The organism is Halomonas pelophila (assembly GCF_040196315.1).
In the GTDB taxonomy this organism is placed as follows: domain Bacteria; phylum Pseudomonadota; class Gammaproteobacteria; order Pseudomonadales; family Halomonadaceae; genus Halomonas; species Halomonas pelophila.
Window position 1 is genome coordinate 25,557 of the sequence record NZ_JBEGCI010000021.1, and the last position, 24,927, is coordinate 50,483.

A 24,927-nucleotide genomic window follows, 5' to 3' on the forward strand; every position below is an offset into this window, starting at 1 on the left:
CATGGAGCCCGCTATGCCCCGTCAGCTGTTCACCCCTCGCCGCCTGCTCTGGGCCCTGGCCGCCCTCGTCGCGCTGGGCCTGCTGATCTGGGCACTGCGCCCGGCGCCGGTCCGCGTGAACACGGTCACGGTTCAGAGCGCCCCCTTCGTCGACTCGGTCAACGAGGAGGGACGCACGCGGCTTCGCGACACCTGGCACGTCACGGCCCCGATCACCGGCTACCTGCGTCGCGTGATGCTGGAGGTGGGCGACGCCGTCGAAAAGGGCCAGGTGCTGTTCCGCCTCGAACCGAGCCCGGCGCCCGCCCTGGATGCGCGCAGTCGCGAGCAGGCCGAGGACGCCCTGCAGGCCGCACGGGCCCGCCTCCACGCCGCCGAGGCCAACCTGGAGACGGCCCGGGCCGAGAGGCGGTTCGCCGAGGCCGAGTACCGGCGCTATCAACGGCTGCATGAGCGCAACCTGGTCTCGACCGCCGACCTGGAGCATCGCGAGAGCCTGCGCGATCGCCAGCGCGCGCTGGAGCGCGCCGCCGCCTCGAGCGTGGAGGCGGCGAGTTTCGAGGTGGAGAGTGCCCGGGCGATGCTCGCGGTGACCAGCGGCCAGCGCAGCGGCACCGATCAGCCAATGCTCGAGGTGGCCGCCCCCGTGGCCGGCGTGGTGCTCGAGCGGTTCCGCTGCTGCGAGGGCACGGTGGACGCCGGCCAGCCGATCCTCGAGATCGGCCGCCTCGCTGACATGGAGATCCTCGTCGACCTGCTCTCCATGGACGCGGTCCGCCTGAAGCCGGGCATGGACGTGCGCATCACCGGCTGGGGCGGGACGCCGCTGTCCGGCAGCGTCCGGCGCATCGAGCCGGCCGGCTTCACCCGCACCTCGGCGCTGGGGGTCGACGAGCAGCGGGTCCCGGTGGTCATCGACTTCGCCGAGGGGACCGACGCCGCCGCCCGGGGGCTCGGCACCGGCTTCCGGGTCGAGGTGGAATTCCTGATCTGGCAGGGCGATGACGTGCTGCAGGTGCCGACCAGTGCCCTGTTCCGCGATGCCGGGCGCTGGGCGGCCTACGTGGTCGAGGCGGACCGCGCCCGGCTTCGCCATCTCGAGATTGGCCGCCAGAGCGGACTGGTCAGCCAGGTACTTTCCGGGCTCGAGCCAGGGGAGCACATCGTGACCCACCCCGGCGACGCGCTCACCGACGGCGCGGCGGTCACCCGGGGCGATTGACGAAGGCGACTTGCCTGGCGCCACACCGACCGTATCATGGGCCCCCGACCGCCCGACCTGCCAGGAGCCCCTAATGACCGCCGGACCCGACCTCGACGCCCCCGTACTGGTGATCTACACCGGTGGCACCCTGGGCATGGTGCAAGGCCCCAGTGGGCTCACGCCGGGCCATGACATCGAGGCCCGCCTGCGTCGCGCCCTGGCCGCCCTGCCCCCGGCCCGCCACGCGAACCTGCCCGCCTTCGAGGTGCTCGAGACCGAGCAGCCCATCGACTCCAGCAGCGCCACGCCCGAGCACTGGCAGGCGCTGGCCGCGCTGGTGGCCCGCCACTACCGCCGCTATGCCGGCATCGTCATCCTCCACGGCACCGACACCCTGGCCTGGACGGCCTCGAGCCTGGCCTTCCAGCTGCAGGGCATCGATCGCCCGGTGATCCTCACCGGCGCCATGCGCCCCCTGGAGGCCGATGGCAGCGATGCCACCGCCAACGTCGAGGATGCCCTGCGCTTCTCCATGACGCCGCGCCTGCAGGAGGTGGCGATCTGCTTCGCCGGCCAGCTGCTGCGCGGCTGTCGCACCCGCAAGTGGCAGACCCAGGAGGCCGCGGCCTTCGCAAGCCCCAACCTGGCGCCGCTCGGCGAGCGGGTCGACGACGAGGTGGTGCTCTACCCCGGCCGCGGCCTGGCCAATCACCAGCGCGGGGCGCCGCGCTTCGAGCTGCCGGACTATGCGCCGCTGGCGGCGGGCGGCGTGGTGCGCCTGGCCCTGTGGCCCGGCCTTCAGGCCTGGCAGGTCGAGGCCTGGCTCGGCGACGAGCGCGTCAGCGGCGCGGTGCTGGAGGTGTGGGGCGGCGGCAACCTGCCCGACGACCCGGCGCTGATCGGGGCGCTGGCCCGGGCGAGCGGCGAGGGCAAGCTGCTGGCCGCGCTGAGCCAGTGCCCCCATGGCACGGTGGCCTTCGGCGGCTACGCCGCGGGCCAGGGGCTCAAGGACGCCGGCGTGCTCTCAGCCGAGGACATGACCCCCGAGGCCACCTTCGCCAAACTGGTCCACCTGCTGGCCCAGCCCCTCGAGGAACACGAGCGACGCGGGCGCTTTCTCACGCCGCTGGTCGGAGAGCGTTGAGGCACCGCGGTCAGCGTTGACGCGAGTCATGCACGCCGGCACGGAAATCGCTAAGGTGGAAAGACCCTCACCGGTCAGCAGGAGTCAGTCCATGGAACACCCCGACCACCCCTTCACCGAACTCTTCGAGCAGCTCGGCCTCGCCTCGGATCACGCGGCGATCAAGCGCTTCATCGATCGCCACGCGCCGATCCCCGAGGAGGTCGCCCTGCCGGACGCGCCCTGCTGGAACGAGGGCCAGGCAGAGTTCCTGCGCGAGGCCCTCCAGGAAGACGCCGACTGGGCCGAGGTGGTCGATCACCTCGATGCCTCGCTGCGCAAGGACTGAGCATTCCAGCCCCCTCACGCGAGAAGAGCCCTGCCAGAAGAGAGCCCCGCCAGAAGAGAGCCACGCCAGCAGGCCAGGCCACACACAACGACGCCGCCCATCAGCGTGACGGGCGGCGTCGTGTGGTGGCCAGGCATGGCGCGCAGGGACCGGCACCTGCCGGCTAGAGCCGCGCCTCGACCCGCTCCAGGATCTGTCGACTGACCTTGCCCACCAGGGGCCTGGCCGCGCGGTTGACGGCCTTCTCCAGCAGGCGGTTACGGATCGTGTAGGTCAGGGTCAGGGCCACCTCGGTACCGTCCTTGACCGGGGTCAGGCGATAGCAGCCCTGATTGTGGACGCCGTCCAGCGACTCCCAGGCCAGCACCTCCGGCGCACGCGCCTCGGTGATGGCGACATCGAAGGTCCAGTCCATCCCCACCGCGTGCACGTGCCAGCGGTAACGATCCTGCCCCAGCGGCTCGATCGCCTTGATCAGGTCGGAGTAGTCGGCGAAGTCCTCGACCCGCTCGAGCAGGGCGAAGACCCGCTCTGGGGATGCCTTGAGAATCGCGCTGTGTTCGATGGTCGCCATGACGCTCCCTGTTCGACTGCCAACGGTTAGACGTCTCGCTGTTCGACTGCCGATCCCTCCCACCATGTCGCCGGCGGCCGAGGATGTCCAGCCGCGCGTCCGATCAGAGGTCGCGCATCAGCAGCGCGAACTCGATGCGCTCGGGCGATATCGCCTCGCCCGGCACGGGGATGCGCACCACGTGGCCGGAGCCCGGCGCCGCGCCCACCGACTCGCCGCGACGGTTCTCGATATGCTCGAGCACGAAGCGACGGTTGCCGCCGGGCAGCATCAGCTCCATGGAGTCGCCGACCTCGAAGCGGTTCTTGACGTCGATCTCCAGTACGCCGCGATCCGGATCGTAGGCGGTGACCTCGCCGACGAACTGCTGGTGCACGCCCACCGAGTTGCCCTGCTCGTAGTTCTGGTACTGGTCGTGGACGTGGCGACGGTAGAAGCCCTCCGTATAGCCACGGTTGGCCAGGTTGTCGAGCTCGTCCATCAGGCGCATGTCGAAGGGGCGGCCGGCCACGGCGTCGTCGATGGCGCGACGATAGACCTGGGCGGTCCGCGCCACGTAGTAGGGCGACTTGGTGCGGCCCTCGATCTTCAGCGAGGTGACGCCCATCTCGGCCAGGCGCGGCACATGCTGCACCGCGCGCAGGTCCTTGGAGTTCATGATGTAGGTGCCGTGCTCGTCCTCGTACACCGGCATCAGCTCACCGGGCCGAGTGCGATCCTCGATCAGCGCCGAGAGCTCGTCCTGCCCCTCGGTGCCGCCGGCGGTCGCAGTGCTCGCCTCGGCGCTGCCGCCGCCCGAGGCGATCAGCCCTCCGCCCTGCGGTGATGACTGGCCCGGCGTCCAGATGCCGCTGGCGGCGTGGGCACGCGCCGAGTTGGCCGGCACCAGGTCGCCGGTCTCGTCCTCGGAAGCCGCCACGGTGTTGTACTTCCAGCGGCAGGCGTTGGTGCAGGTGCCCTGGTTGGGGTCGCGGTGATTGAAGTAGCCCGAGAGCAGGCAGCGCCCGGAATAGGCGATGCACAGCGCGCCGTGGACGAAGGTCTCGATCTCGAGATCCGGGCACTCGGCGCGGATCTGGGCGATCTCCTCCAGCGACAGCTCACGCGACAGGATGATGCGGCTGATGCCCTGCTGCTGCCAGAAGCGCGCGGCCGCGTAGTTGACCACGTTGGACTGCACCGAGAGGTGGATGACCTGCTCGGGCCAGCGCTCGCGGATCATCATGATCAGCCCGGGATCGGACATGATCAGCGCGTCGGGCCCGGCCTCGATCACCGGCTCCATGTCGCGCAGGTAGGTCCTGAGCTTGCTGTTGTGGGGCGCGATGTTGGACGCCACGTAGAACTGCTTGCCCCGCTCGTGGGCGTAGGCGATGCCCTTGTGCAGGTTGTCGATCTTGAAGTCGTTGTTGCGCACGCGCAGCGAGTAGCGCGGCTGGCCGGCATAGACCGCATCCGCCCCGTAGGCGAAGGCGTAGCGCATGTTCTTGAAGGTGCCGGCGGGCGACAGCAGTTCAGGGGCTTTCATGGAATTCACCGTTGTCAGGACGATGGCACCGTCGTCGGCCGGGGCCGCGGGTGCAGGGATGGAAGGCGCGAAAGTCTAGCAATTGGCACCGATTCTGGCCAGATAAGACGGGCTTGCGTACACTGTCGCGCGCCGGACCGGACCCCGGCGCCCTCTCCCGACGCGTCACTCGATACGCGGCGGGGGCGACAAATTCTCCGACCAGAGTTTCCGACATGACCCACTCCCCCGATCCCGCCACCGTGGTGATCTACTCCGGCGGCATGGACTCCTTTACCGTGCTGCACCGTGCCCTGCGCGAGGGCCTCGACGTCCATGCTCTCTCCTTCGACTACGGCCAGCGCCATCGCCGCGAGCTCGAGGTGGCCGAGCGCGTCTGCCGCGCGCTCGGCGTGCCCCATCAGGTGGTCGACATCACCGCCATCCACGGCCTGATCGACAACTCGGCGCTCACCGACGCCAGCCGCGCCATGCCCGAGGGCGACTACGCCGAGGACAACCTGACCGCCACCGTGGTGCCCAACCGCAACATGGTGCTGCTGTCGCTGGCCATCGCCAAGGCGGTCAACATCGGCGCCGGCCGGGTCGACTACGGCGCCCACGGCGGCGACCACGTGCTCTACCCGGATTGCCGCCCGGCCTTCGTCGAGGCGATGAACGACGTGGCCGGCATCGCCAACTTCGCGCCGGTGACGATCCACGCCCCCTACCTGCGTTCGAGCAAGGCCGAGATCCTCGCCGAGGGCCTGGCCATGGGCCTCAACTACGCCGACACCTGGACCTGCTACCGCGGCGAGGACCTCGCCTGCGGGCGCTGCGGCAGCTGCCGGGAGCGCCTGGCGGCCTTCGCCGCCCTCGGCGCCGTCGATCCCCTAGGCTATCAACAGCGGTCCGACCCCGCCGCCGAGGCAGAGCGACCCGATACCGACGCGGGAGAGTCCTGATGTACAGCGTCAAGGAAGCCTTCTACTCGCTGCAAGGCGAGGGGGGCCAGGCGGGGCGCGCCAGCGTCTTCTGTCGCTTCAGCGGCTGCAACCTGTGGTCGGGCCGCGAGGCGGACCGCGCCAGCGCGGCCTGCCGCTTCTGCGATACCGATTTCGTCGGCACCGACGGCCAGCACGGCGGTCGCTTCCGGGATGCCGCGGCCCTCGCCGACCACCTCACCGCGCTGTGGCCCGATCACGGCGGGGTGGCCACCCCCTACGTGGTGTTCACCGGCGGCGAGCCGCTGCTGCAGCTCGACGCGGCCCTGGTGGCCGCCATGCACGAGCGCGGCTTCGAGGTCGCGGTGGAGACCAACGGCACCCTGCCGGTGCCCGCCGGCATCGACTGGCTCTGCGTGAGCCCCAAGGGCGACAACCCGCTGGTGGTCACCGGCGGCGACGAGCTCAAGCTGGTCCACCCCCAGGCCGGGATCACCCCCGAGCGCTTCGCGCGGCTGGACTTCGCCCACTTCTTCCTGCAGCCCATGGACACCGCCCCCGGGGGCCTTTCGGGCGATGCCGCTCTCGACCCCATGGCCGAGACGGTGGCCTACTGCCTGGCCCATCCCCAGTGGCGGCTGTCGCTGCAGACCCACAAGATCGCAGGAGTCGACTGATGACCCTCTTCGTCAACCGCCTCACCCAGCTCGACGCCTCGCTGTGGTGCCCGCGGCGCGGCCTGGTCGGCGCCAGCTGGCAGGTCGATGCCGAACTCGACGGCGAGCTCGGCGAGGACGGCATGCTCTTCGACTTCGGCGAGGTGAAGCCCTGGATCAAGGGCGCGATCGACGGCGGCGTCGATCACACCCTGCTGGTGCCGACCGAGGCACCGGGCGTGACGCTGCACGACTGCCGGGAGGGCCTCTGCCTGCGCAGCGACACCCCCTACCCGCTGGAGATGCGCGCCCCGCGCCAGGCCATGAGCCTGCTGCCCTGGCCCGAGATCACCGCCGAGCGCCTCGCTCGCCACCTGGCCGACGAGCTGATGCGCCGGCCGCCACCGCGGGTCGACGCCGTCCGCCTGACCCTGCGCGAGGAGGCGATCGAGGGCGCCGCCTACGGCTACAGCCACGGCCTGAAGCGCCACGCCGGCAACTGCCAGCGCATCGCCCACGGCCACCGCTCGCGGCTGCACGTCTGGCAGGAGGGGCAGCGCCAGCCGGCCCTCGAGGCCCGCTGGGCCGAGTGGCTCAGCGAGCGCTACCTGGTCGACGAGGCGGACATCGTCGAGGACGACGACCCGGGCCTCGACGACCGGCTGACCACCCGCTACCGCGCCGAGCAGGGGCAGTTTTTCCTGCGCCTGCCCCGGGGCCGCTGCGCCGTGCTGCCGACCCCCACCACCGTGGAGCAGATCGCCGCCTGGCTGGCCGAGGCCATCGCACGGGAGAGCGGCCGCGCCACCCGGGTCCAGGCCTTCGAGGGGATCGACAAGGGGGCCATCGCCGAGGCGCGTCCGTGAAGTTCGCCACGGCGAACGCCTCCCCCGGCGAGTGCCGCCCGGGCTGCGGCGCCTGCTGCATCGCGCCGTCGATCAGCTCGCCGATCCCCGGCATGCCCGAGGGCAAGCCGGCGGGGATGCGCTGTGTCCAGCTCGACGAGGCCAACCTCTGCAGGCTGTTCGGCGACCCGCGCCGCCCGGCGGTCTGCGGCCGTTTCGACTATGACGCCGAGCTGTGTGGCAACGATCGCGACGAGGCGCTCACGCGCATCGAGGCCCTGGAACTCGCCACCTGAGCCAGGGAGCGAGGGGCAAGACCCGATCGATCGCGGCTCTCTAGAAAAGAGAGCCAAATCCCAAAACGACAACGGCGCCCCTGGGGGCGCCGTTGTCGTTCCAGGGGCTCAATGGCGAGCCTGGCCTCAGGAGGAGAGATCCTCGGCGTGGGGCAGGCGACGGTCTAGCAGGCTACGCCAGCGCATCAGCACCGGAGCATCGCCGTGGCTCACCACGCCCAGCAGGCGACGGAACTCCGCCTGGGCCGCGTCGTCGCGCGGGTCGATCAGCGTCAGCCAGAGCTCCAGCGCCGAGAGCTGCTGGTGCAGGTTGCCGTCTTCCCGGGCGTGCGCCAGGGCCTGCTCGGCCAGGCTCCTGACCTCCTCGCGGGAGTGCCCCAGACGGTGGCGAATCCGCGCCAGATTGAGCGCCAGCTCCGAGACGAACAGCGTGGTGCGCTCGCGGGCGATCATCAGGCACTGATCGAGGTAGTCCTCAGCGCGAGAGAGCTCGCCCAGGGCCACGCAGGCATCCACGTACCAGAGGGCCGGGCGCTGGTAGGGGTCGCGCCCGGTGACCTCGGCCAGCTCCTCCAGGGCCGCCTCGATCTGGGTGAGACCATCGCGATCCCCGGCCAGCGCCCGCTGCCAGCCCAGCACGCAGCGCGAGGCCACCTGCCAGAGGTGCAGGTCCGGCGTGCCGGTCAGTTCGAAGGCGCGCTCGGCACGCACGGTGGCCAGGTGCACGTGACCCAGCTGGCGGTAGAGGGCCGCGGCATACATCAACGCCATGGCCAGGCTGCCCGGATGGTTGATGCGCTCGGCCAGGCGAATGGCCGACTCCACCTGCCGCTCCGCCCGCTGGTAGTCGCCGCGCAGGCAGAGCGCCCAGCCCTGGAAGCAGGCCGCGGCCACCTGGGGATGATCGGAGAACGGCAGCCACTCGATCATCATCGGGGCGTTGAGCGGGTCGATCTCCTCGAGATGGTCGTAGGCCTGGGAGATCCGCCCCGCCCAGTATTCGCAGCTGGCTCGGGCGAAGTCGGCCAGACGCCGGTAGCGGGGGTCTTCCAGTCGGTCGGCGAGGCCGGCCAGTCGCGACGCCAGCGAGAAGGCATCGGCATGGGCATGGCGCTGACTGCAGCCCACCCACAGCCCCCACTTGACCAGGAAAGCCTGCTCCAGATCGCCCTCCTCGTCGGTACATTCCGCCTGCTGGGCCAGCAGCTCCCGGGCGCGCACGAAGCTCTCGTGGGCAGTGGGCGAGCCGTGGCCCTCCAGGGCGAAGGCGGCCTGGCCGCGCACGGTGAGCAGGCTGATCTGCCGCTCGGCCTGATCCTCGACGTGGCGCAGGCTGGCCAGGCCGAAATCGGCCATCTTCAGCGCCGTGCGGTTGGCGCTGACCTTGAGGGCCTCCCGGGCGGCCAGTTCGAAGTAGCGGGCACCGCGGGCATAGTGGCCGCTGCGCCGCAGGTGGGTGGCGAAGTCGCCGGGATGGCGACTGATCCACATCGGGAAGTGCTCCTCGATCAGGCTGACCACCTGGCGGTGGATGCTCACCCGCACGTCGCGCGGACAGGCCAGGTAGGCGGCCTCCTGGAGCAGCTGATGGGTGAACTGGTACTCGCGCTCGGCCGACTCGCCGTCGGCGGGCTCGATGATCTCAAGCCTTCGCATGTGCTCCAGCGCCGTGGAGAGGCGGCTCATCTCCCAGCCGCTGCACTCGGCGAGGAAATCGAGGCGGAAGCGGCGACCCAGCACCGCCGCCACGTGAGCCACCTCGCGGTCGCCGTCGAGCTGGTCGATACGGCTGGCCAGGAGCCCCAGCAGGCCGTGGGGCAGCTCGTCGAGCTGCACGCTGCGCCCCTCGCGGCGATCCATGTCGACCCGCCGGCAGATCTCCTGAAGGTAGAGCGGCACCCCGTCACAGCGCTCGATGATCTGGCCGCGCAGCCGCGGGCTGAGATGGATCCGGTAGCGACGCGCCAGCTGGGAGAGCAGCCGGGAGGACTGGGTGGGATCGAGCCGTCCCAGCGAGATCTGCTGGTCCCAGTGCAGCCGCGCCGGCAGCGCCTCGCGGCCGTGGTGGCTGGCCACCAGCAGGAAGGGACAGTTGATCGGCAGCCGCGCCTGCAGGCCGGCCAGCACCTTGAAGGAGGGCTCGTCGAGCCACTGCAGGTCATCGATCATCAGCACCAGGGTGCGCTGGCGGGTCAGCTCGCCGATCAGCCGATGCAGCAGCCCCACCACCAGCTCCACGGCCTCGCCGCTCTGGGCCAGCACGGCCATCTCGCGGGGCTCGCGCACGCCGAGCGCCTCCTCGAGCAGCAGCCGCGGGTCCGTGTCCGGCGCCAGCGCCTCGTCGTCGGCCAGCAGGCGCGACAACGCGGCCTCCTCGATGCGCCCGCCCAGGTGCCAGCGCAGCAGCTGGCGCGCCACGCCGTAGGGCTCCTGCACGGAGAGCCGGGTGGTCGGCTGCCAGCAGATCGCCGCCTCGCGGCTCTGCTCGAGCTGGCGAAAGCCGACCAGCAGCGCCGACTTGCCGAGTCCCGAGGGACCGCGCACCAGCACGCTCTGGCGCAGGCCGATGCCGGCGCGCGCCAGGGCGTCGCGCAGCGTGCGCAGCGAGGTCTCGCGGCCCACCAGGCTGGGCGGCAGCGCCTCGCGGCCGCCTTCATTCGCCCCGAGGACGAGCGCCCGCAGGCGCACCCGGCCGTCGCTGGCCACCAGGCGCGTGGAGAGTCGCGGCTGCAGGTCCAGGGCCGGCGGCATGTGCTGGCTGGCGTCCTGGGAGATCACCAGTTCGCTGCCCCCGGCGGCGCTCATCAGATCCAGCGAGCCCTGGGTCACCTGCCCCAGCGGGTCGACCAGGTGGCGCTCGGGCAGATACACCACGCGCCCGCTGTCGAGGCCCGCAGCCAGCTCGATGGTGGGCGGCTCGCCCTCGCCGCTCCAGTGGCGCAGCGACTCCTCGGGCAGCACGCGGCGGCAGTGCTCGTAGAGCGCGACCAGCTCGGCCAGCTGATGGGCCGGGCCATGGGTACCGAAGCAGGCCAGCCCCAGGCCGCCGGTCGCCCCGGGCAGCCAGAAGCCGCCCAAGTGATGACACTGCTGCTCGAGCCAGCGCATCAGCTCGACCTGCAGTGCCAGGCAGGCGCGGGCATCGGCGCGATCCGAGAGATCGGCCTTGAGCCGCAGGCGAATGGCCATGACCGAGAGCTGGCGCTGCTCGATCTCGTCCTCGCGCAGCGGCGCACTGTCCGTGGCCAGGGTCCGCGAGAAGGCCCCGCTGGGCCCCAGCGGCGAGCCCTCGGCCGGCGCATCGGACCAGTAGCGGGCAAGCTGCAGGAAGGCAGGCTCGGGCTGCTGGCCGGAGAGCGCCAGCAGCTGCAGGTAGGCGTTGTACTGTTCATGGGCGGCGGCCAGCTGACCCTGCTCGGCGAGCTGGCGCACCAGGCGCTCATGGAAGGGGCCATAGCCCGAGAAGCGGCTGACCAGCGCCTCCAGCACCTCGGCCGGTACCGGCTCCTGGCGTTCCAGCACGCCCTCGGCGAAGCGGATCACGCGCTGGCGCCATTCGTTGCGCACCTGCACCAGCCAGCGCTGATACTCGGCGCAGCTCCCGAGCTGCAGCTCCTCGACGAGATCGCCCCGGTAGCAGGCGAGCGCCGCCTCGAGGGTGGCCACGTCGCCGGGGCCGTCGAGCAGGGCCTGCAGGCGGTGCATGTCGAAGCGCCAGGCCTCCGGCAGCCGGAAGGCGATGGTCTGGCGGGACACCGCCAGCACCCGTTCGGCTTCGTCACCCAGCGACTGGCGCAGGCAGTGCAAGGCGTGACGCAGGTTGGTGCGCCCGGACGACAGCCCCTGGTCGGGCCACAGCAGCTCGGCCAGGGTGGCCCGGTTGACGGGCTGGTCATGCAGCAGCAGATAGACCAGCAAGGCCTTGACCTTGTCATAACTGAACTGGGTCAGGACGTCGTCGCCCAGGTTCAGTGAAAAGTGGCCGAAGAGTGCCAGGTGATCCCGGTCGTTCTCGTATACGTCGTCGGCTGCATCCCGCATGGTGAGCATTCCTGCGTGGCGGAAGTGATGGCCTCAGGCCGGCACACCGCTGTGAAAACGAAAGACCGTGTCCGGCATGGTGACCAGCTCGGCCTCGCGATCGGAAAAGAAGGCGATGCGCGCGTCGATGGGCGCCGTGGCCAGGCGGCGCGCCAGCATCAGATAGTCCTCGAAATGGCGACCTTCCGACTTAACCAGACTGCGGTAGAACTTGGCAAGCTCATCATCCAGATGCGGAATCAGCCGGGCGAAGCGCTCGCAGCTGCGCGCCTCGATCAGCGCCCCGATGATCAGGATATCGATCAGCCGCTCGGGCTCCTCGCCGCGAACGTGGCGGCGCAGCCCCTCGGCATAGCGTGAGGCGCTGATATGGCGATAGACGATCCCCCGCGCCTCCATCAGCTTGACGACCTGCTCGAAGTGCAGCAGCTCCTCCCGGGCGAGCTGGCTCATCTTGCTCAGCAGCAGCGGCTGGTCGACGTAGCGATAGAGCAGGCTCATGGCCGTGGAGGCCGCCTTCTTCTCGCACTGGGCGTGATCGATCAGCAGCAGTTCGGGGTTGGCGAGCGCCCAGTCCACCCAGGCATCCGGGGTGGCACAGGGCAAGAACGACAGCAGCTCGGCGGGCAGCAGGTCCTGGCAAGCGGGCACTTCAAGGGTATCGGTCGAGGGCATCATGGTGTCGGCAGGTCGGTGGAATCGAAGGAAGTCGAAAGGCGCCGGTCCACGGCGGCGAGCAGGTCCCGGGCAATCGCGGCGTGCAGCGAGGCGGCATCCTGGTGGTCGTGGCCGGCCAGGCCGTAACGTGCGAGCTCCTGGATGCGGCCGCGGCCCACCCGCAGCAGTTCCACGGCCCGGGAGAGCGCCGGCTGATCCGCGCGAAAGCGAATGCGATAGCGCTGCAGCTGGGTCTCGAGGAGCGCCTCATCCTCGACTGCCAGGTAGCGCGCGGCGATCTCGGCACGCAGGCGGTCGATGTCGGCCAGGCGGGCGCGGCGCTCCCCGCCGCTGTAGGCCGGCCAGTCGCGGATCTCGCTGTCGGTGCGCTGACAGCCGCGACACACCCGATCTCCCAGAGTGGTCGAGCAGACGCCGACGCAGGGCGAGACGATGCGCTCTCCCATGTGACCTCCCGTTGACGTACAGGTGCATTGGCAAACGAGCATGGTACCGCGCAGGGCGGCGCCCTGGCATCCCGAAGTTACCCCCCCGTCCATTACCGCCGACCAAAGTTCAAGGCCGCAACCACGGGCTCAACTTAACATTGTCGACAGTTTCATCTAGAATCGCGGCACCGCTGACACCCTGGCCAAACCGGGCGGGTCTGCCAGACTCGTTTCCGTGCCGATGCGTGCCGTTCGTCGAGAACTCGACGAGGATCGCCGGCCCTGGCCGCCACTACCGATGAGGGTCCCAACGTGCTTGAAGCCTATCGCCAACATGTCGAGGAGCGCGCCGCCGAGGGCGTGCCGCCGAAGCCGCTGAACGCCGAGCAGGTCGCCGCCCTGGTCGAGCTGCTGAAGAACCCGCCGGCCGGCGAGGAAGAGTTCGTCCTCGACCTGCTCACCAATCGCGTTCCGCCCGGTGTCGACGAGGCGGCCTACGTCAAGGCCGGCTTCCTCACCGCCATCGCCAAGGGCGAGGCCGAGTCACCGCTGATCGACCGCATCCACGCGGTGAAGCTGCTGGGCACCATGCAGGGCGGCTACAACATCGTCTCGCTGGTCGAGCTGCTTGACGACGCCGACCTGGCCAAGGAAGTCGGCGAGCAGCTCAAGCACACCCTGCTGATGTTCGATGCCTTCCACGACGTGGAAGAGCGCGCCAAGGCCGGCAACGCCGTGGCCAAGGACGTCATCCAGTCCTGGGCCGAGGCCGAGTGGTTCCTCTCCAAGCCGGCGCTGGACGAGAAGATTACCCTCAGCGTCTTCAAGGTGCCGGGCGAGACCAACACCGACGACCTCTCCCCCGCCCCGGATGCCTGGTCGCGCCCCGATATCCCGGTGCACGCCAACGCCATGCTCAAGAACGAGCGTGACGGCATCGAGCCCGAGGAGCAGGGCGTAAAGGGTCCGCTGGCGCAGATCGAGGCGGTGAAGGCCAAGGGCTTCCCGGTCGCCTACGTCGGCGACGTGGTCGGCACCGGCTCCTCGCGCAAGTCCGCGACCAACTCCGTGCTGTGGTTCTTCGGTGACGACATCCCCAACGTCCCGAACAAGCGCGCCGGCGGCTTCTGCTTCGGCGGCAAGATCGCCCCGATCTTCTTCAACACCATGGAAGATTCCGGCGCCCTGCCCGTCGAGATGGACGTCGAGAAGCTCGCGATGGGCGACGTCATCGACGTCTACCCGTACGAGGGCAAGGTGTGCAAGCACGGCACCGACGAGGTGCTCACCACCTTCGAGCTCAAGACGCAGCTGATTCTCGACGAGGTGCGTGCTGGCGGGCGCATCCCGCTGATCATCGGCCGCGGCCTGACCACCAAGGCGCGCGAGTCCCTGGGCCTCGCCCCCTCCGACGTCTTCCGTCTGCCAGAGCAGCCGGCCGACACCGGCAAGGGCTTCACCCTGGCCCAGAAGATGGTCGGCAAGGCCTGCGGCATGGATGGCGTGCGTCCCGGCATGTACTGCGAGCCGAAGATGAGCACCGTGGGCTCCCAGGACACCACCGGGCCGATGACCCGCGACGAGCTCAAGGACCTGGCCTGCCTGGGCTTCCAGGCCGACCTGGTGATGCAGTCCTTCTGCCACACCGCGGCCTACCCGAAGCCGGTCGACGTGGATACCCACCACACCCTGCCCGACTTCATCATGAACCGCGGCGGCGTCTCGCTGCGCCCGGGCGACGGCATCATCCACAGCTGGCTCAACCGCATGCTGCTGCCCGACACCGTCGGCACCGGCGGCGACTCCCACACCCGCTTCCCGCTGGGCATATCCTTCCCGGCAGGCTCGGGCCTGGTCGCCTTCGCCGCAGCCACCGGCGTGATGCCGCTGGACATGCCGGAATCGGTGCTGGTGCGCTTCAAGGGCGAGCGTCAGCCCGGCGTCACCCTGCGTGACCTGGTCCACGCCATCCCCTACTACGCCATCCAGCAGGGGCTGCTGACCGTCGAGAAGTCCGGCAAGAAGAACGCCTTCTCCGGTCGCGTGCTGGAGATCGAGGGCCTCGAGGACCTCACCGTCGAGCAGGCCTTCGAGCTCTCCGACGCCTCCGCCGAGCGCTCCGCCGCGGGCTGCACCATCACTCTGGGTGATGACTCCGTCGCCGAGTACCTGAAGTCCAACATCACCCTGCTCAAGTGGATGATCGCCAACGGCTACGGCGACCGCCGTACCATCGAGCGTCGCATCCAGGGCATGGAGGAGTGGCTGGCCAACCCGAGCATGATGCGCGCCGACCAGGACGCCGAGTACGCCGAGGTCATCGAGATCGATCTCGAGCAGCTCAAGGAGCCGGTGCTGTGTGCCCCGAACGATCCGGACGACGCCCGCCTGCTCTCCGAGGTCGCCGGCGAGAAGATCGACGAGGTCTTCATCGGCTCGTGCATGACCAACATCGGCCACTTCCGCGCCGCGGGCAAGCTGCTCGAAAAGCAGCCGGCCGGCAGCCTGAAGACCAAGCTGTGGCTGGCGCCGCCGACCAAGATGGATCAGCACCAGCTGACCGAGGAGGGCTACTACGGCATCTACGGCCGCGCCGGCGCGCGCATGGAGATGCCGGGCTGCTCGCTGTGCATGGGTAACCAGGCGCGCGTGGCCGCCAAGAGCACCGTGGTCTCGACCTCGACCCGCAACTTCCCCAACCGCCTGGGCGACGGCGCCAACGTCTACCTGGCGTCCGCCGAGCTCGCCGCCGTGGCCGCGGTCGAGGGTCGCCTGCCGAGCGTCGACGAGTATCGCCGCTACATGGGCGAGTTCGACGCCATGGCCGGCGAGATCTATCGCTACATGAACTTCCACGAGATCGAGGAGTATCAGAACGCCGCTTCCAACGTAATTCCGGTCGCCCAGGAAGCCTGATACTCTCACAGTCGACTCCGATGCTCGCAACATCGAAGGCCGCCGCTCGCGGTGGCCGGAGCCGATGACCGAAGCGCCCCTCCGAGGGCGCTTTTTTTTGGCTCTGTATCTTATCGGCTCGTGTTGCCGCTTCACCGCTCACCGGACGATGTCTACCACCAGAGGTCTGCCACCAAAGGGGACCTGTCGTTCTGCCCCGGCCGTGGCATCATCGGCGAGTCTCGACATCACGACCGACATCAGGAGCCATCCCCGTGAGCCAGATCGTTACCCCGGATATTTGCGACGCCTACCCCGAGGTCCAGGTGCTCGACCCGATCTTCGTCAACGTCGGCGGCCTGGAGGCCTTCTTCGGCCCGATCCGCACCGTCAAGTGCTTCGAGGACAACTCCCGGGTCAAGGAGGCCGTGGCCGAACCCGGCGACGGTGCCATGCTGGTGGTCGACGCCGGCGGCTCGACCCGCTGCGCCATGCTCGGCGACATGCTGGCCGAGCAGGCCGCCGGCAACGGCTGGGCCGGCGTGGTGATGTACGGCTGCGTGCGAGACGTCGACGTGCTGGCCGAGACCGAGCTCGGCATCCAGGCGCTGGGCGCCCACCCGCGCAAGAGCGAGAAGCGCGGCGAGGGCCAGCGGGACCTGCCCGTGACCGTCGCCGGCGTGACCATCGAGCCCGGCCAGTGGCTCTATGCCGACAACAACGGCATCCTGATCGCCGACGAACGGCTGGACCTGGAACGCTGAGCCGCCCGATGGCTCATGAGGGCCCCGCGAGCCTCCGCGGGGTTCATAGGCCAGGCGGCAGGGCCGCCGGCAAAGCGTTACGGGGCGGCCCCCTTCCCTTGCCCGGGCGGGAGACGCGATGTCACCCTGAGGGCATCGAAGTCACCCTTGCGCGTCCATGCTGGCCCTGTCACGACTGAGCGGCGACGTGCTGCGCACCCTGCGCGAGCACCTGCGACCGCTGATCGCCTATCACCTCTTCTTCACCCTGCTGGCCTCGAGCCTGCTGCTGCCGGCCGTGGGCTGGACGCTGTCGAGCCTGCTCGGGGAGTTCGGCCGGCCGGTGATCACCAACGGCGAGCTGATCGCCCTGCTGATGAGTCCGGCGGGCCTCCTGTGGCTGCTGGCCGCGGTGGGCCTGACCTTCCTGGTGCTCTACCTGCAGCAGTCCGGCATGATCCTCGTCGCGGTGCGCCCCCATGGCCAGCACGTGCGCCTGGCCTTCGAGGCGCTGTGGGCCACCCTGCGGCGAGTGCCGGCGATCGGCGGCCTGATCGTGATGCAGGTCGGCACCCAGCTGCTGCTGCTCACCCCCCTGGTCTTCGCCCTGGGCGGGCTGCATGACCTCTTCCTCGGCGATCTGGATCCCTATTTCGTGCAGCGCGCGCGTCCGCCGGCCTTCTGGGCCTTCCTCACCAGTGCCCTGGTGCCGGTGCTGGCCTGGGCCCTGCTGGCGGGCGGCCTCTACGTGCGCTGGCACCTGGCGCTGACGGTGCTGACCCTGGAGGGGCTGTCGCCCCGGGCGGCCCTCAGCCGCAGCATGCGGCTGACCCGGGGCCAGGGACGCCACATCGCCGCGGCGGTGCTGCTCTTGCTGCTCGGCATCGTCGGCCTGCCGCTGCTCGCCACCGCCCTGTTCGACCGGGTCGTCACTCCGCTGCTGTGGTGGCTGCCCGAGCGCAACGCGGTGCTGATCCCGGCCATGCTCGCCTACCTCACCGCCTACCTGCTCATCACCCTGGCCATCGCCTTCGGCGGCATTGCCGCCAATGCCCTGCAGGCCACCTGCCTCTACCTGCGGCTGGCCCACCGCGAGCCACGCCCCGAACCGCCCCCGCCCGGCAGCCATCCGCGCCGCCTGGCCTGGGCCGTGGAGCTCACCGTGGTGCTCTTCGCCATCGGCCAGGCCTGGCTGATCGTCAACCGCTTCGAGATCCGCGACGAGGTCGAGATCATCGCCCACCGGGGCAGCTCGCTGAAGGCGCCGGAGAACACCCTGGCGGCGCTGGACCAGGCCATGCGGGACGGCGCCGACGGCATCGAGATCGACGTGCGCCTGACCGCCGACGACCGCGTCGTGCTTTATCACGACGCGAGCCTCCGCCGACTGGCCGGCGACGACCGTCGGATCGGGGAGCTGCCGCGGGCGTCGCTTGAAGCCTTCGATGTCGGCCGCTGGTTCGATCCCGCCTTCGTCGGCGAGCGGATCCCGGGGCTCGACGAGGCGCTCGCCTTGACGCGTGGGCGCGCCTGGCTGCTGATCGAACTCAAGCCCGACCCCGGCCGCGAGCTCGACCTTCTCGAGGCGGTGTTCGACGAGTTGCGTCAGGAAGGGGCGCATCGCCGGGCCTGCCGGCAGCGCGCCGAGGACCGCGTGAGCGCCCTGGCCTGTGGCGACCCCGACATCATGGGGCAGATGCGCGTCGCCACCCGTTCGCCCTGGCTGCTGCGCGAGGCGGCGCGGCGCGAGCCGCGCCTCGGCACCACCCTGCTGGCCCAGCTGGTGCTGTCGGGTAGCCTGGAGCGTCGCGGCTTCGATGCCCTGGCGTTGCGCCACAACCGCATCGACGAGGAGGAGATCCGCCTGGCCGGGCACTACGGCTACGCGCTTCACGCCTGGACCCTCAATGAGCGCAGCGCCATGTCACGACTGATCGACCTGGGGGTGGACGGCATCATCACCGATCGTCCGGCCCTGCTTGCCGGGCTGATCGCCGAACGTCGGCGCCTGGGCGACGGCGCCCTGCTGCTGGTCAAGCTGCGCAACTGGCTGAGGGGCTAGCGGCGACAGCGCCAGGCGGCCAGCAGGCTCACGGCGGCGAGGGCCAGCAGCCCGGCGGCGCTCCAGCCCAGAACACCGACGAGGCGATGAAACTCCCCGGGGGCCTCGTGGGGGCGAAAGGCCATGCCGTATTCGGCCAGGCGGCTCCCGCCATAGAGCAGCAGGGTCAGCAGGCCCAGCGGCAGCGACGAGCGCCGACGGGCCAGCCAGCAGGTCAGGCGCCAGGGCTCCGAGGGAGCCTTGGCCTTGGTGGCCCGGCCGCTCCCCTGGGGCGAGGCCTTGCTCGTGGCCTTGGGGGGCGTCTTGGCAGCGGCCTTGGGTGCGGCCTTCGGCCGATTCGGCGCCCGCCGCGCCTTCTGCCGGGACGCCGAGCCGCCCCGGCCGGGCAGCCGGCGGCCCAGCCAGCGCCCCATGCCGATCATCCCCCAACCCAGGGTAAAGCAGACGGAGAGCGCGAGGGCCCCCATCACCAGCAAGTATGTCATCCCGATCGATTCCCGCGTCGCCTTTACAGGGGGCGCCATCTTGCCAAATTCTCGCCGCCCTGTGGGGACGTATCGTTCGGGTCGATCGCCTGGGCCAACGCGACGTCGCTCAAGGCACCGCGATCAGGGCGCCAGGCTCAGGGCACGACGATCACGGGAATCGGCAGCCGTGCCAGCAGGTCGTGGTCCTCTTCGGCCAGCCGCGCGAGCCGAGGGCGATGCAGCAACAGCGCGCCGCTGGTCGCCGGCCAAGCGGCCGGAGCGAAGGTGAAGCCGTTGGGCCTGGAAAGCCGAAGAATGCCGTGCTCGTGAGCCTCGCGACGAACGGCCTGCGTGTTTCACGCTAATCTGCGATGAACCTATTATGACGGCAGACCAAGGGCCCCTGACGAACGGGCAAACGGGTTGCAACACGCCGGGCGGCTGTAGCGAAAAAAGCCGGGGCCTTTTGGGCGCCCGGCCTGAATGGCATAGTCGACGCGGCTCAGGAGGTTTGCGCAGCGCCCTTACCCGCGCCCACGCGCGACAGCAGAAGGTAGCCCAGAAACGCCACCAGTATGGAATCCATCGACGGGATACCGCTCAGCGTGAACCAGCCGTTTACAGTACAGAACCCCACGAATGAGGCCAGGCCCCAGGCCACGAAGGTCCCCGGCTTGATGGCCGTATCGCTGTCCAGCCGCGCCTCGTCAAAGCCTTGGCGACGATTGACCAGATAGTCGGCAATGTAGATGCCGCACACCGGCGGTGTCGCAATACCCAGAAACAGCAGGAAGGGGATAAACCAGCCCATGATATCCATGCTGCCCACAACGGCTGCCAGCACGCCCAGCGCCACAGTGATCTTCCATTTTGCAAAAGCACTGAACAGCGTGGAAACCACCAGAGTGCCCTGAAACATATTGCCTGCGTTGCCGGTGATGCAGGCAAAGATCAGCAGAATGGTGGCCGGCAAGGTGGTACCGATGATGGCCATGGCCGCAAGCAGCGAGTCCTGGGAGGTCATGGAGCCCGGCACCGCGCCCACCAGAAACAGCACCGGATAGGCCACACCGAAGGTCAGCAGACCAGCGATGATGGCGTGCTTGCGATTATGGACAAAGGCGCCGAAATCCGGCGAGGTGGCCACCAGCACAATGATAGTGCCCACGATGGACGACACCGCCGCGCCAAAGCTCAGATCACTGACCTTTTCCGCGATGGCCGGCGGCACTTCGCTGGTCAGCGCCAGGTACAGGATGTAGAACATCAGCAGCGCGATGATGGGCACCGCGAACCTGGCCACCTTGCCTAGCACCTCGAAGCCGAAAGCGGTGGAGGCAACAAAGATCATGCAGCCGAAGGTCACGATGGCCGGTACCGGCAGGTCCAGGCCAAACTGCCGCAACAGCAGGTCGTGGGCGCTCTGGCCAAAGGTGTTGGCGGTCACTGCAATCCAGCCAAACAGGCTGATGGCCATCAGAATATTGATGGCGACCGCGCCCTTCCTGCCGAACGAGTATTTCACAATTCCGTAGGTGGGCATTCCTGCCCGCTCACCAATGGAAATATTGATGGCCGCCAGCAACGCCAGGATGATGCTGCCGACGGCGATGGCAATGGCCGCTGTGCCCAGGGTAAGCTGGCTGCCCAGGCTTGAGGACGCCAGCACCACCGGCGTCACCAGTATGCCCAGCAGAATAATGGAGACTTGAAAGCCGGAGGCGGAATTGGCGGTTGCTTCTGTCGCGCGGCTCATATGCCTTCCCCTTCGGTATAGCGGCGCCAGCCGCCGGTGGCGGTGATTTCACGCTGGCCCTCCACCAGCCAGGGCTCGCCCAGCACACCCAGCACTTCGCTGCCGTCGGCCAGTTTTACCTTACCGATGGATAGACCCGCCGGCTCGTTGCTGAGCACGGCGGCAAAGGCCGCCATCGGCAGCTCCCACACTTCCAGTTCCACTTGCGCGGCAGGCTCCAGGGTGCGGATCATCGCCGGATGGTCGTCGTTGATGGACCACAGGCGATAGTAGCCGTCGGTCTTGTCTTCACGCACAAAGCGGCCACCGGCGCTGGTCAGATTCGGATTCAGTTTCAGACCGCGCATCAGAGTGCCGTTCACGGCCAACAGGGCTGTCTCAGTCATGGTGCTTCTCCATCAGGTTGTTGCCAATCCAGGTGCCGGTGTGACGATCCATCGCCCGCATCAGGGTGCTGGCTTTGGTAATCAGACCGCTGCCATCAGGGTTGCCCTGCAAGAATTTCAGCAGGGCGTCCACCTTCGGTTTCATCGAGCCTTCGCCAAACTGGCCCTGCTCACTGAGGGCGCGGGCATCTGCCGGGGTCAGGCTGTCCAGCCACTGCTCGTCGGGCCGCCCGAAATTGATCGCCACTTTTTCTACCCCGGTGGGGATAATCAGCATGTCGGCGTGCAACTCGCTGGCCAGCAGGGCCGAGGCGACGTCCTTGTCGATCACCGCTTCCACGCCGCGCAGGTTGCCGTCGCCGTCGCGCTCAACCGGAATACCACCACCACCGCAGGCAATGACCAGCGCGCCACTGTCCAACAGGCTGCGAATGCTCTCCAGTTCGATAATCTCCTGAGGCTGGGGGCTGGCCACGCAGCGCCGCCAGCCACGTCCGGAGTCTTCCATGATGTGCCAGCCCAGCTCCGCAGCGCACTGCTCGGCCGAGGCCTTGTCCATGAACGCCCCGATGGGCTTGTTTGGGGTGGCAAAGGCCGGATCTTGACGGCTGACTCGGGTCTGGGTGACCAGCGTCACCACCGGGCGCTGCAGCTTGCGCCGCTGCAGCTCGTTCACCATGGCCTTCTGGAACATGTAGCCAATGGCGCCCTGGGTATCGCCCACCGCGTAGTCCACCGGCACCGGTGCCACCTCAGGGGCGGCCAGCTCCGAACGGCGCAAGATGAAGCCCACCTGGGGACCGTTGCCGTGGGTCAGCACCAGCGACCAGCCCTGCTCGATCAGGTCCACCAGATAGCCCACGCTGTTGCAGACCATCTGGTACTGGTCGTTGATGGAGCAGTGGGCGTCGTCGTCAATCAGCGCGTTACCACCGAAGGCAACGATCGCAAGGGGTTTTCTGGTCATGACGTTCTCCTAACGGCTGATCTGCCGGGCCAGTGCGCTCAGGGCGTCAACAAAGCAGGACATGGGCGCAGTGGTGATGCCGGCGCCAATCTGGCCGACGCCGGCCTGCTTGTGGGCGATACCGGTGTTGATAATGGGCAGTACCGAGCTGTCCAACACCTTACGCGCGTCAATCCCCGCGGCGGTGGGCGCAAAGTTCAGCGCCGGCAGAGTGAATGCCGGGTTGCTGCCGATGGTGACGCGCTGCATGGAGCGGCTGTTCTGGGTGGCATCGGCGGGAGTGCCGCCGACAAATTTCACGATGGCCGGTGATGAGGCCATGGCAAAGCCACCCACCCCGGCGGTTTCGGTGATGGCGCTGTCGCCCAGATCGGCAGCAGCATCGTCGACGCCATAGCCGGGGAAGAACAGACCGTCCACCGGATTCGCCGGCGCCTGGAACCAGGTGTCACCGGTGCCGGACAGGCGAATGCCGAAGTTCACGCCGTTGCGCGCCATCACCGTGACCATGGTGCTGCCGGGCACGCCTTCGGCGGCCTTGAGCATGCTCTTGCATGCCGCCATGGACAGGTTCAGGAAAAAGTGGTCGTTGGCGGTAATGAAGCGGATAGCGCGCTGGATCTGCTCTACCGGTAACGCGGTGCTAAGCAGCGCCGGCAGCAGCTGCTTCATCAGCAGGCCGGTGGCGGCAATGTTGCGGTTGTGCACTTCGTCGCCCATGTGCAGTGCCTGGGCCATGATCGGCTTCAGCTCAATCGGACCGGATTCTGCCAGCATGGCTTTCATGGCCTCAGCCAGCTCGGTGCCCATCCACTGAAGGTGTTCGATCACCCCATCGCCGTTGGCACCAAACCGCAGCACCTTGCCCAGGCCTTCATTGAAGTTGCTGAACACACGCTGACTGTTTTCGGTGTTCTCGACCACCCACAGGGGCATCGAGCGGCTGATGATGCCGGCCATGGGGGCCACGGCATCATAATGGTGGCAGGGCTCAAAGCTGACCTCGCCCTGTTCAATCAGCGCTTGCGCCTGCTCCAGAGTGTCGGCCCACTGCTCGTAGAGGATGGCCCCGAGAATGGCGCCCTGCACCGGGCCGCACATATCGTTCCATGCAATGGGCGGGCCCGCGTGCAGGATGCGCTTGTGCTTATCCAGAGCCGGTATGGCTTCTCCAGCGCGCATGACGTCAACCAGCATGGGCTGGGCGGCCAGATACTGCGCCATGGCCTGTTCATTGGCCGCTTCAATCTGCGGATGATTCAGCAGGCTGGCCAATACCCTGCCACCTTCGCGGTCGCCACCGGCCGGGGGCTGCCAGCTCAGCGCGACGGCATCGCCGCCGGCGCGGGTGATGTTATCGGCAAAGCTTTGCAAACCGGCATTCAGAACCGTCAGTTGCTGAGTAAAAAGGGCGTTCACTGTGTTCACCATCTCGCTAAAAAATGAAATAAGGGCAAAACATGCAGTTACAGACCGGCCACCAGGCTGGCGGCCAAATGCGCCGCATGGGCATTGCTGTCGGCCAGTTGCACGCCGGCGTCACGCAAGGCCTTTTGGATCTGCTGACGGGATTGCGGGTCGGCATCGGTACCACACACGTGGGCGATAAACACCGGCGGCGCCGACTGTTGCCGAGCCTGCTCGATCACTGTCAGCAGGTCGGTCAGCGGCTCTTCCGCAGCGCCGTAGCCCAGCACCAGATCAAACAGAACAGCCGCGGTTTCCGGGTCTTGCGCCTCCTGCAGTAAACGCTGGTTACGCAGCGTAGGGTCGATCATGGGATGCGGACATCCCTGGGTGAAGGCGTCATCTCCCAGGTCCACAATGGTGTGGCCCTGGCTATGCCAGAGGTCGGTCAGTTCGCGGTTGCCTTTTGACGGCGTGTTGGAACTTGCCCGCACGTCATAGCCCGCAGCAATGATCTGTGCCTCATAGCAGAAAGTGCCGCCGGCAAACACGCCGCGAATATAGCGCTGGGCGTCGCTCAAGCCCGCCGCAAGCCGCGATACGGTGTCGCTGTCGGCCTGGCTGCACGGCTGTGCGGCCGGCTCTGCCTGGTGGCGGTAAAGCGCCACGGCCACCTCGGCCGAGTGGGCCAGTGAATCGGCGAAGTAAACGCCGTCCATTGCTGTCGCCGGGCTGCCCTGCCCCAGGAAGTTGACCACCACCGGTTTGGCGATGGAGGCGGCCTGAGCAAGAATCTTGTCGGCGATGGCCTGTGCGGGGGGTTTAGAAATGAGCACAACGACATCGGTTTGCGGATCGTCTGCCAGCGCTTGCAGCCCGTGCAGCATGGACAGTCCGCCCACGTCCTGATGCAGGTCGTGGCCGCCGGTGCCCAGCGCCTGCGACACGCCCTCACCCAGCTGATGAATGCGGCAGGTAGCTTCCTGCAGGCCGGTACCCGAGGCAGCCACCACACCAATCGCGCCACGGCGCACCACATTGGCAAAGCCCAGGGGAATGCCGTTAATGATGGCGGTGCCGCAATCCGGCCCCATCACCATCAGATTCTTTTCCTGCGCCAGATGCTTGATGATCCGTTCGTCGGCGATGGAGACATTATCGCTGAACATCATCACGTTCAGGCCAAGGTTAAGCGCCTTGATGGCCTCCGCTGCGGCGTACTCCCCGGGCACGGAAATCAGTGCCAGGTTAGCCTGGGGATGCTGCTCCAGCGCCAGAGCAAAGCTGCGTACAGGCTCGGCAGAGGGCACGCCGTCACCGCTGTCATCGGGCTTTTCCGCCAGGGCCTGCTCAGCGGCAACCATGGCAGCATCGCAAGCGGCGGCTTCGCCCTGCACCGCAATCACCAGATCGCTAGGCTTGGCACTGATGCTCTCGCCAAAACCGGCATCCGCAATGCGCGCCAGATTGGCTTCGGTGCCCATCACAACGGACGCTCCGTCGATGCCGTCCATCTTGTCCAGGCGGGAAGAAACCTGCATCAGCGATACCGAATCCTGATACAGGTTTTTAAATACTTTGTGTTGCGTTGCCATAGGA

21 protein-coding genes are annotated in these 24,927 nt (G+C 68.3%); 10 read left to right on the forward strand and 11 right to left on the reverse strand.

The features are described from left to right. Nucleotides 1–13 precede the first annotated feature (13 nt). The 3 genes from ABE957_RS17200 to ABE957_RS17210 all read left to right on the forward strand — a co-directional run bounded on the left by ABE957_RS17200 (nucleotide 14) and on the right by ABE957_RS17210 (nucleotide 2,676). Nucleotides 14–1,222: an efflux RND transporter periplasmic adaptor subunit gene (locus tag ABE957_RS17200; RefSeq protein WP_349759894.1), complete on the forward strand. Its 1,209-nt coding sequence runs from the start codon at nucleotides 14–16 to the stop codon at nucleotides 1,220–1,222. A gap of 73 nt (nucleotides 1,223–1,295) precedes the next feature. Further along, complete coding sequence (locus ABE957_RS17205) at nucleotides 1,296–2,348, forward strand: asparaginase (protein ID WP_349759895.1); 1,053 nt, start codon at nucleotides 1,296–1,298, stop codon at nucleotides 2,346–2,348. Between the two features lie 91 nt (nucleotides 2,349–2,439). Then, the gene (locus ABE957_RS17210; protein ID WP_349759896.1) at nucleotides 2,440–2,676 is read left to right on the forward strand and encodes a DUF2789 domain-containing protein; all 237 of its coding nucleotides are present in this window, start codon (nucleotides 2,440–2,442) and stop codon (nucleotides 2,674–2,676) included. A gap of 163 nt (nucleotides 2,677–2,839) precedes the next feature. On the opposite strand, the gene ABE957_RS17215 is transcribed toward ABE957_RS17210, so the two are convergent. Continuing rightward, nucleotides 2,840–3,250: an SRPBCC family protein gene (locus ABE957_RS17215; RefSeq protein WP_349759897.1), complete on the reverse strand. Its 411-nt coding sequence runs from the start codon at nucleotides 3,248–3,250 to the stop codon at nucleotides 2,840–2,842. Between the two features lie 103 nt (nucleotides 3,251–3,353). Then, nucleotides 3,354–4,778, reverse strand: coding sequence for a prephenate-dependent tRNA uridine(34) hydroxylase TrhP (trhP, locus tag ABE957_RS17220; protein WP_349759898.1), 1,425 nt, complete (start codon nucleotides 4,776–4,778; stop codon nucleotides 3,354–3,356). 215 nt (nucleotides 4,779–4,993) lie between these two features. On the opposite strand from trhP, the gene queC reads away from it, so the two are divergent. From queC to ABE957_RS17240, 4 genes are read left to right on the forward strand one after another with little or no spacing between them, the layout of a single operon-like run. After that, nucleotides 4,994–5,722 carry a 7-cyano-7-deazaguanine synthase QueC gene (gene queC / locus ABE957_RS17225; RefSeq protein WP_349759899.1) on the forward strand — a complete coding sequence of 243 codons (729 nt, stop codon included), beginning with the start codon at nucleotides 4,994–4,996 and terminating at the stop codon, nucleotides 5,720–5,722. Continuing rightward, on the forward strand, nucleotides 5,722–6,378 hold the full coding sequence (gene queE, locus ABE957_RS17230; protein ID WP_349759900.1) for a 7-carboxy-7-deazaguanine synthase: 657 nt from the start codon (nucleotides 5,722–5,724) through the stop codon (nucleotides 6,376–6,378). Before queC ends, queE begins: the two co-directional genes overlap by 1 nt. Further along, a complete protein-coding gene (locus tag ABE957_RS17235; RefSeq protein WP_349759901.1) occupies nucleotides 6,378–7,223 on the forward strand; it encodes a 6-carboxytetrahydropterin synthase in 846 nt (281 codons plus the stop codon). The genes queE and ABE957_RS17235 overlap by 1 nt, the downstream gene beginning before the upstream one ends. Next, the gene (locus tag ABE957_RS17240) at nucleotides 7,220–7,498 is read left to right on the forward strand and encodes a YkgJ family cysteine cluster protein (RefSeq protein ID WP_349759902.1); all 279 of its coding nucleotides are present in this window, start codon (nucleotides 7,220–7,222) and stop codon (nucleotides 7,496–7,498) included. Before ABE957_RS17235 ends, ABE957_RS17240 begins: the two co-directional genes overlap by 4 nt. Nucleotides 7,499–7,624: 126 nt before the next feature. On the opposite strand, the gene ABE957_RS17245 is transcribed toward ABE957_RS17240, so the two are convergent. Genes ABE957_RS17245 through ABE957_RS17255 form a run of 3 tightly spaced genes read right to left on the reverse strand, consistent with a single transcriptional unit; the run spans nucleotide 7,625 to nucleotide 12,663 of the window. Next, nucleotides 7,625–11,539, reverse strand: a complete 3,915-nt coding sequence (locus ABE957_RS17245) for an ATP-binding protein (RefSeq protein WP_349759904.1) — start codon at nucleotides 11,537–11,539, stop codon at nucleotides 7,625–7,627. A gap of 33 nt (nucleotides 11,540–11,572) precedes the next feature. Beyond that, on the reverse strand, nucleotides 11,573–12,214 hold the full coding sequence (locus tag ABE957_RS17250) for a MiaE family protein (protein ID WP_349759905.1): 642 nt from the start codon (nucleotides 12,212–12,214) through the stop codon (nucleotides 11,573–11,575). Further along, nucleotides 12,214–12,663 (reverse strand): DUF1289 domain-containing protein, encoded by a 450-nt coding sequence (locus ABE957_RS17255; protein ID WP_349759906.1) that lies wholly within the window; start codon nucleotides 12,661–12,663, stop codon nucleotides 12,214–12,216. Before ABE957_RS17255 ends, ABE957_RS17250 begins: the two co-directional genes overlap by 1 nt. A gap of 294 nt (nucleotides 12,664–12,957) precedes the next feature. Here ABE957_RS17255 and acnB point away from each other — a divergent pair, with 294 nt between their 5' ends. The 3 genes from acnB (at nucleotide 12,958) to ABE957_RS17270 (ending at nucleotide 18,345) form a co-directional block, all read left to right on the forward strand. Further along, nucleotides 12,958–15,561, forward strand: coding sequence for a bifunctional aconitate hydratase 2/2-methylisocitrate dehydratase (gene acnB / locus ABE957_RS17260; protein WP_349759907.1), 2,604 nt, complete (start codon nucleotides 12,958–12,960; stop codon nucleotides 15,559–15,561). 254 nt (nucleotides 15,562–15,815) lie between these two features. After that, nucleotides 15,816–16,304 (forward strand): ribonuclease E activity regulator RraA, encoded by a 489-nt coding sequence (rraA, locus tag ABE957_RS17265; protein ID WP_349759908.1) that lies wholly within the window; start codon nucleotides 15,816–15,818, stop codon nucleotides 16,302–16,304. Nucleotides 16,305–16,461: 157 nt separating this feature from the next. Continuing rightward, nucleotides 16,462–18,345: a glycerophosphodiester phosphodiesterase gene (locus ABE957_RS17270; protein ID WP_349759909.1), complete on the forward strand. Its 1,884-nt coding sequence runs from the start codon at nucleotides 16,462–16,464 to the stop codon at nucleotides 18,343–18,345. Here ABE957_RS17270 and ABE957_RS17275 read toward each other — a convergent pair. From ABE957_RS17275 to fdrA, 6 genes are all read right to left on the reverse strand, one after another. Continuing rightward, on the reverse strand, nucleotides 18,342–18,830 hold the full coding sequence (locus ABE957_RS17275) for a hypothetical protein (RefSeq protein ID WP_349759910.1): 489 nt from the start codon (nucleotides 18,828–18,830) through the stop codon (nucleotides 18,342–18,344). The two genes, ABE957_RS17270 and ABE957_RS17275, sit on opposite strands and share 4 nt — an antisense overlap. 484 nt (nucleotides 18,831–19,314) lie before the next feature. Further along, on the reverse strand, nucleotides 19,315–20,568 hold the full coding sequence (locus ABE957_RS17280; protein ID WP_349759911.1) for a cytosine permease: 1,254 nt from the start codon (nucleotides 20,566–20,568) through the stop codon (nucleotides 19,315–19,317). Further along, a complete protein-coding gene (locus tag ABE957_RS17285) occupies nucleotides 20,565–20,954 on the reverse strand; it encodes an allophanate hydrolase-related protein (protein ID WP_349759912.1) in 390 nt (129 codons plus the stop codon). Before ABE957_RS17285 ends, ABE957_RS17280 begins: the two co-directional genes overlap by 4 nt. Further along, nucleotides 20,947–21,921, reverse strand: a complete 975-nt coding sequence (locus ABE957_RS17290; protein ID WP_349759913.1) for a carbamate kinase — start codon at nucleotides 21,919–21,921, stop codon at nucleotides 20,947–20,949. The genes ABE957_RS17285 and ABE957_RS17290 overlap by 8 nt, the downstream gene beginning before the upstream one ends. A gap of 9 nt (nucleotides 21,922–21,930) precedes the next feature. Further along, entirely contained in the window at nucleotides 21,931–23,340 is a 1,410-nt protein-coding gene (locus ABE957_RS17295; protein ID WP_349759914.1) for a YlbE family protein, read from the reverse strand. Nucleotides 23,341–23,387: 47 nt separating this feature from the next. Beyond that, on the reverse strand, nucleotides 23,388–24,923 hold the full coding sequence (gene fdrA, locus ABE957_RS17300; protein WP_349759915.1) for an acyl-CoA synthetase FdrA: 1,536 nt from the start codon (nucleotides 24,921–24,923) through the stop codon (nucleotides 23,388–23,390). Between the last annotated feature and the right edge of the window lie 4 nt (nucleotides 24,924–24,927).

Excerpts from the sequence above, each read along its gene's own strand:
- queE (WP_349759900.1), top strand. The coding sequence starts at position 5,722 with ATGTACAGCGTCAAGGAAGCCTTCTACTCGCTGCAAGGCGAGGGGGGC.
- ABE957_RS17250 (WP_349759905.1), bottom strand. The coding sequence starts at position 12,214 with ATGCCCTCGACCGATACCCTTGAAGTGCCCGCTTGCCAGGACCTGCTG.
- ABE957_RS17200 (WP_349759894.1), top strand. The coding sequence starts at position 14 with ATGCCCCGTCAGCTGTTCACCCCTCGCCGCCTGCTCTGGGCCCTGGCC.
- fdrA (WP_349759915.1), bottom strand. The coding sequence starts at position 24,923 with ATGGCAACGCAACACAAAGTATTTAAAAACCTGTATCAGGATTCGGTA.
- ABE957_RS17205 (WP_349759895.1), top strand. The coding sequence starts at position 1,296 with ATGACCGCCGGACCCGACCTCGACGCCCCCGTACTGGTGATCTACACC.
- ABE957_RS17275 (WP_349759910.1), bottom strand. The coding sequence starts at position 18,830 with ATGACATACTTGCTGGTGATGGGGGCCCTCGCGCTCTCCGTCTGCTTT.
- ABE957_RS17255 (WP_349759906.1), bottom strand. The coding sequence starts at position 12,663 with ATGGGAGAGCGCATCGTCTCGCCCTGCGTCGGCGTCTGCTCGACCACT.
- ABE957_RS17215 (WP_349759897.1), bottom strand. The coding sequence starts at position 3,250 with ATGGCGACCATCGAACACAGCGCGATTCTCAAGGCATCCCCAGAGCGG.
- queC (WP_349759899.1), top strand. The coding sequence starts at position 4,994 with ATGACCCACTCCCCCGATCCCGCCACCGTGGTGATCTACTCCGGCGGC.
- ABE957_RS17235 (WP_349759901.1), top strand. The coding sequence starts at position 6,378 with ATGACCCTCTTCGTCAACCGCCTCACCCAGCTCGACGCCTCGCTGTGG.
- ABE957_RS17270 (WP_349759909.1), top strand. The coding sequence starts at position 16,462 with ATGCTGGCCCTGTCACGACTGAGCGGCGACGTGCTGCGCACCCTGCGC.
- ABE957_RS17280 (WP_349759911.1), bottom strand. The coding sequence starts at position 20,568 with ATGAGCCGCGCGACAGAAGCAACCGCCAATTCCGCCTCCGGCTTTCAA.
- ABE957_RS17245 (WP_349759904.1), bottom strand. The coding sequence starts at position 11,539 with ATGCGGGATGCAGCCGACGACGTATACGAGAACGACCGGGATCACCTG.
- ABE957_RS17210 (WP_349759896.1), top strand. The coding sequence starts at position 2,440 with ATGGAACACCCCGACCACCCCTTCACCGAACTCTTCGAGCAGCTCGGC.
- trhP (WP_349759898.1), bottom strand. The coding sequence starts at position 4,778 with ATGAAAGCCCCTGAACTGCTGTCGCCCGCCGGCACCTTCAAGAACATG.
- ABE957_RS17290 (WP_349759913.1), bottom strand. The coding sequence starts at position 21,921 with ATGACCAGAAAACCCCTTGCGATCGTTGCCTTCGGTGGTAACGCGCTG.
- ABE957_RS17285 (WP_349759912.1), bottom strand. The coding sequence starts at position 20,954 with ATGACTGAGACAGCCCTGTTGGCCGTGAACGGCACTCTGATGCGCGGT.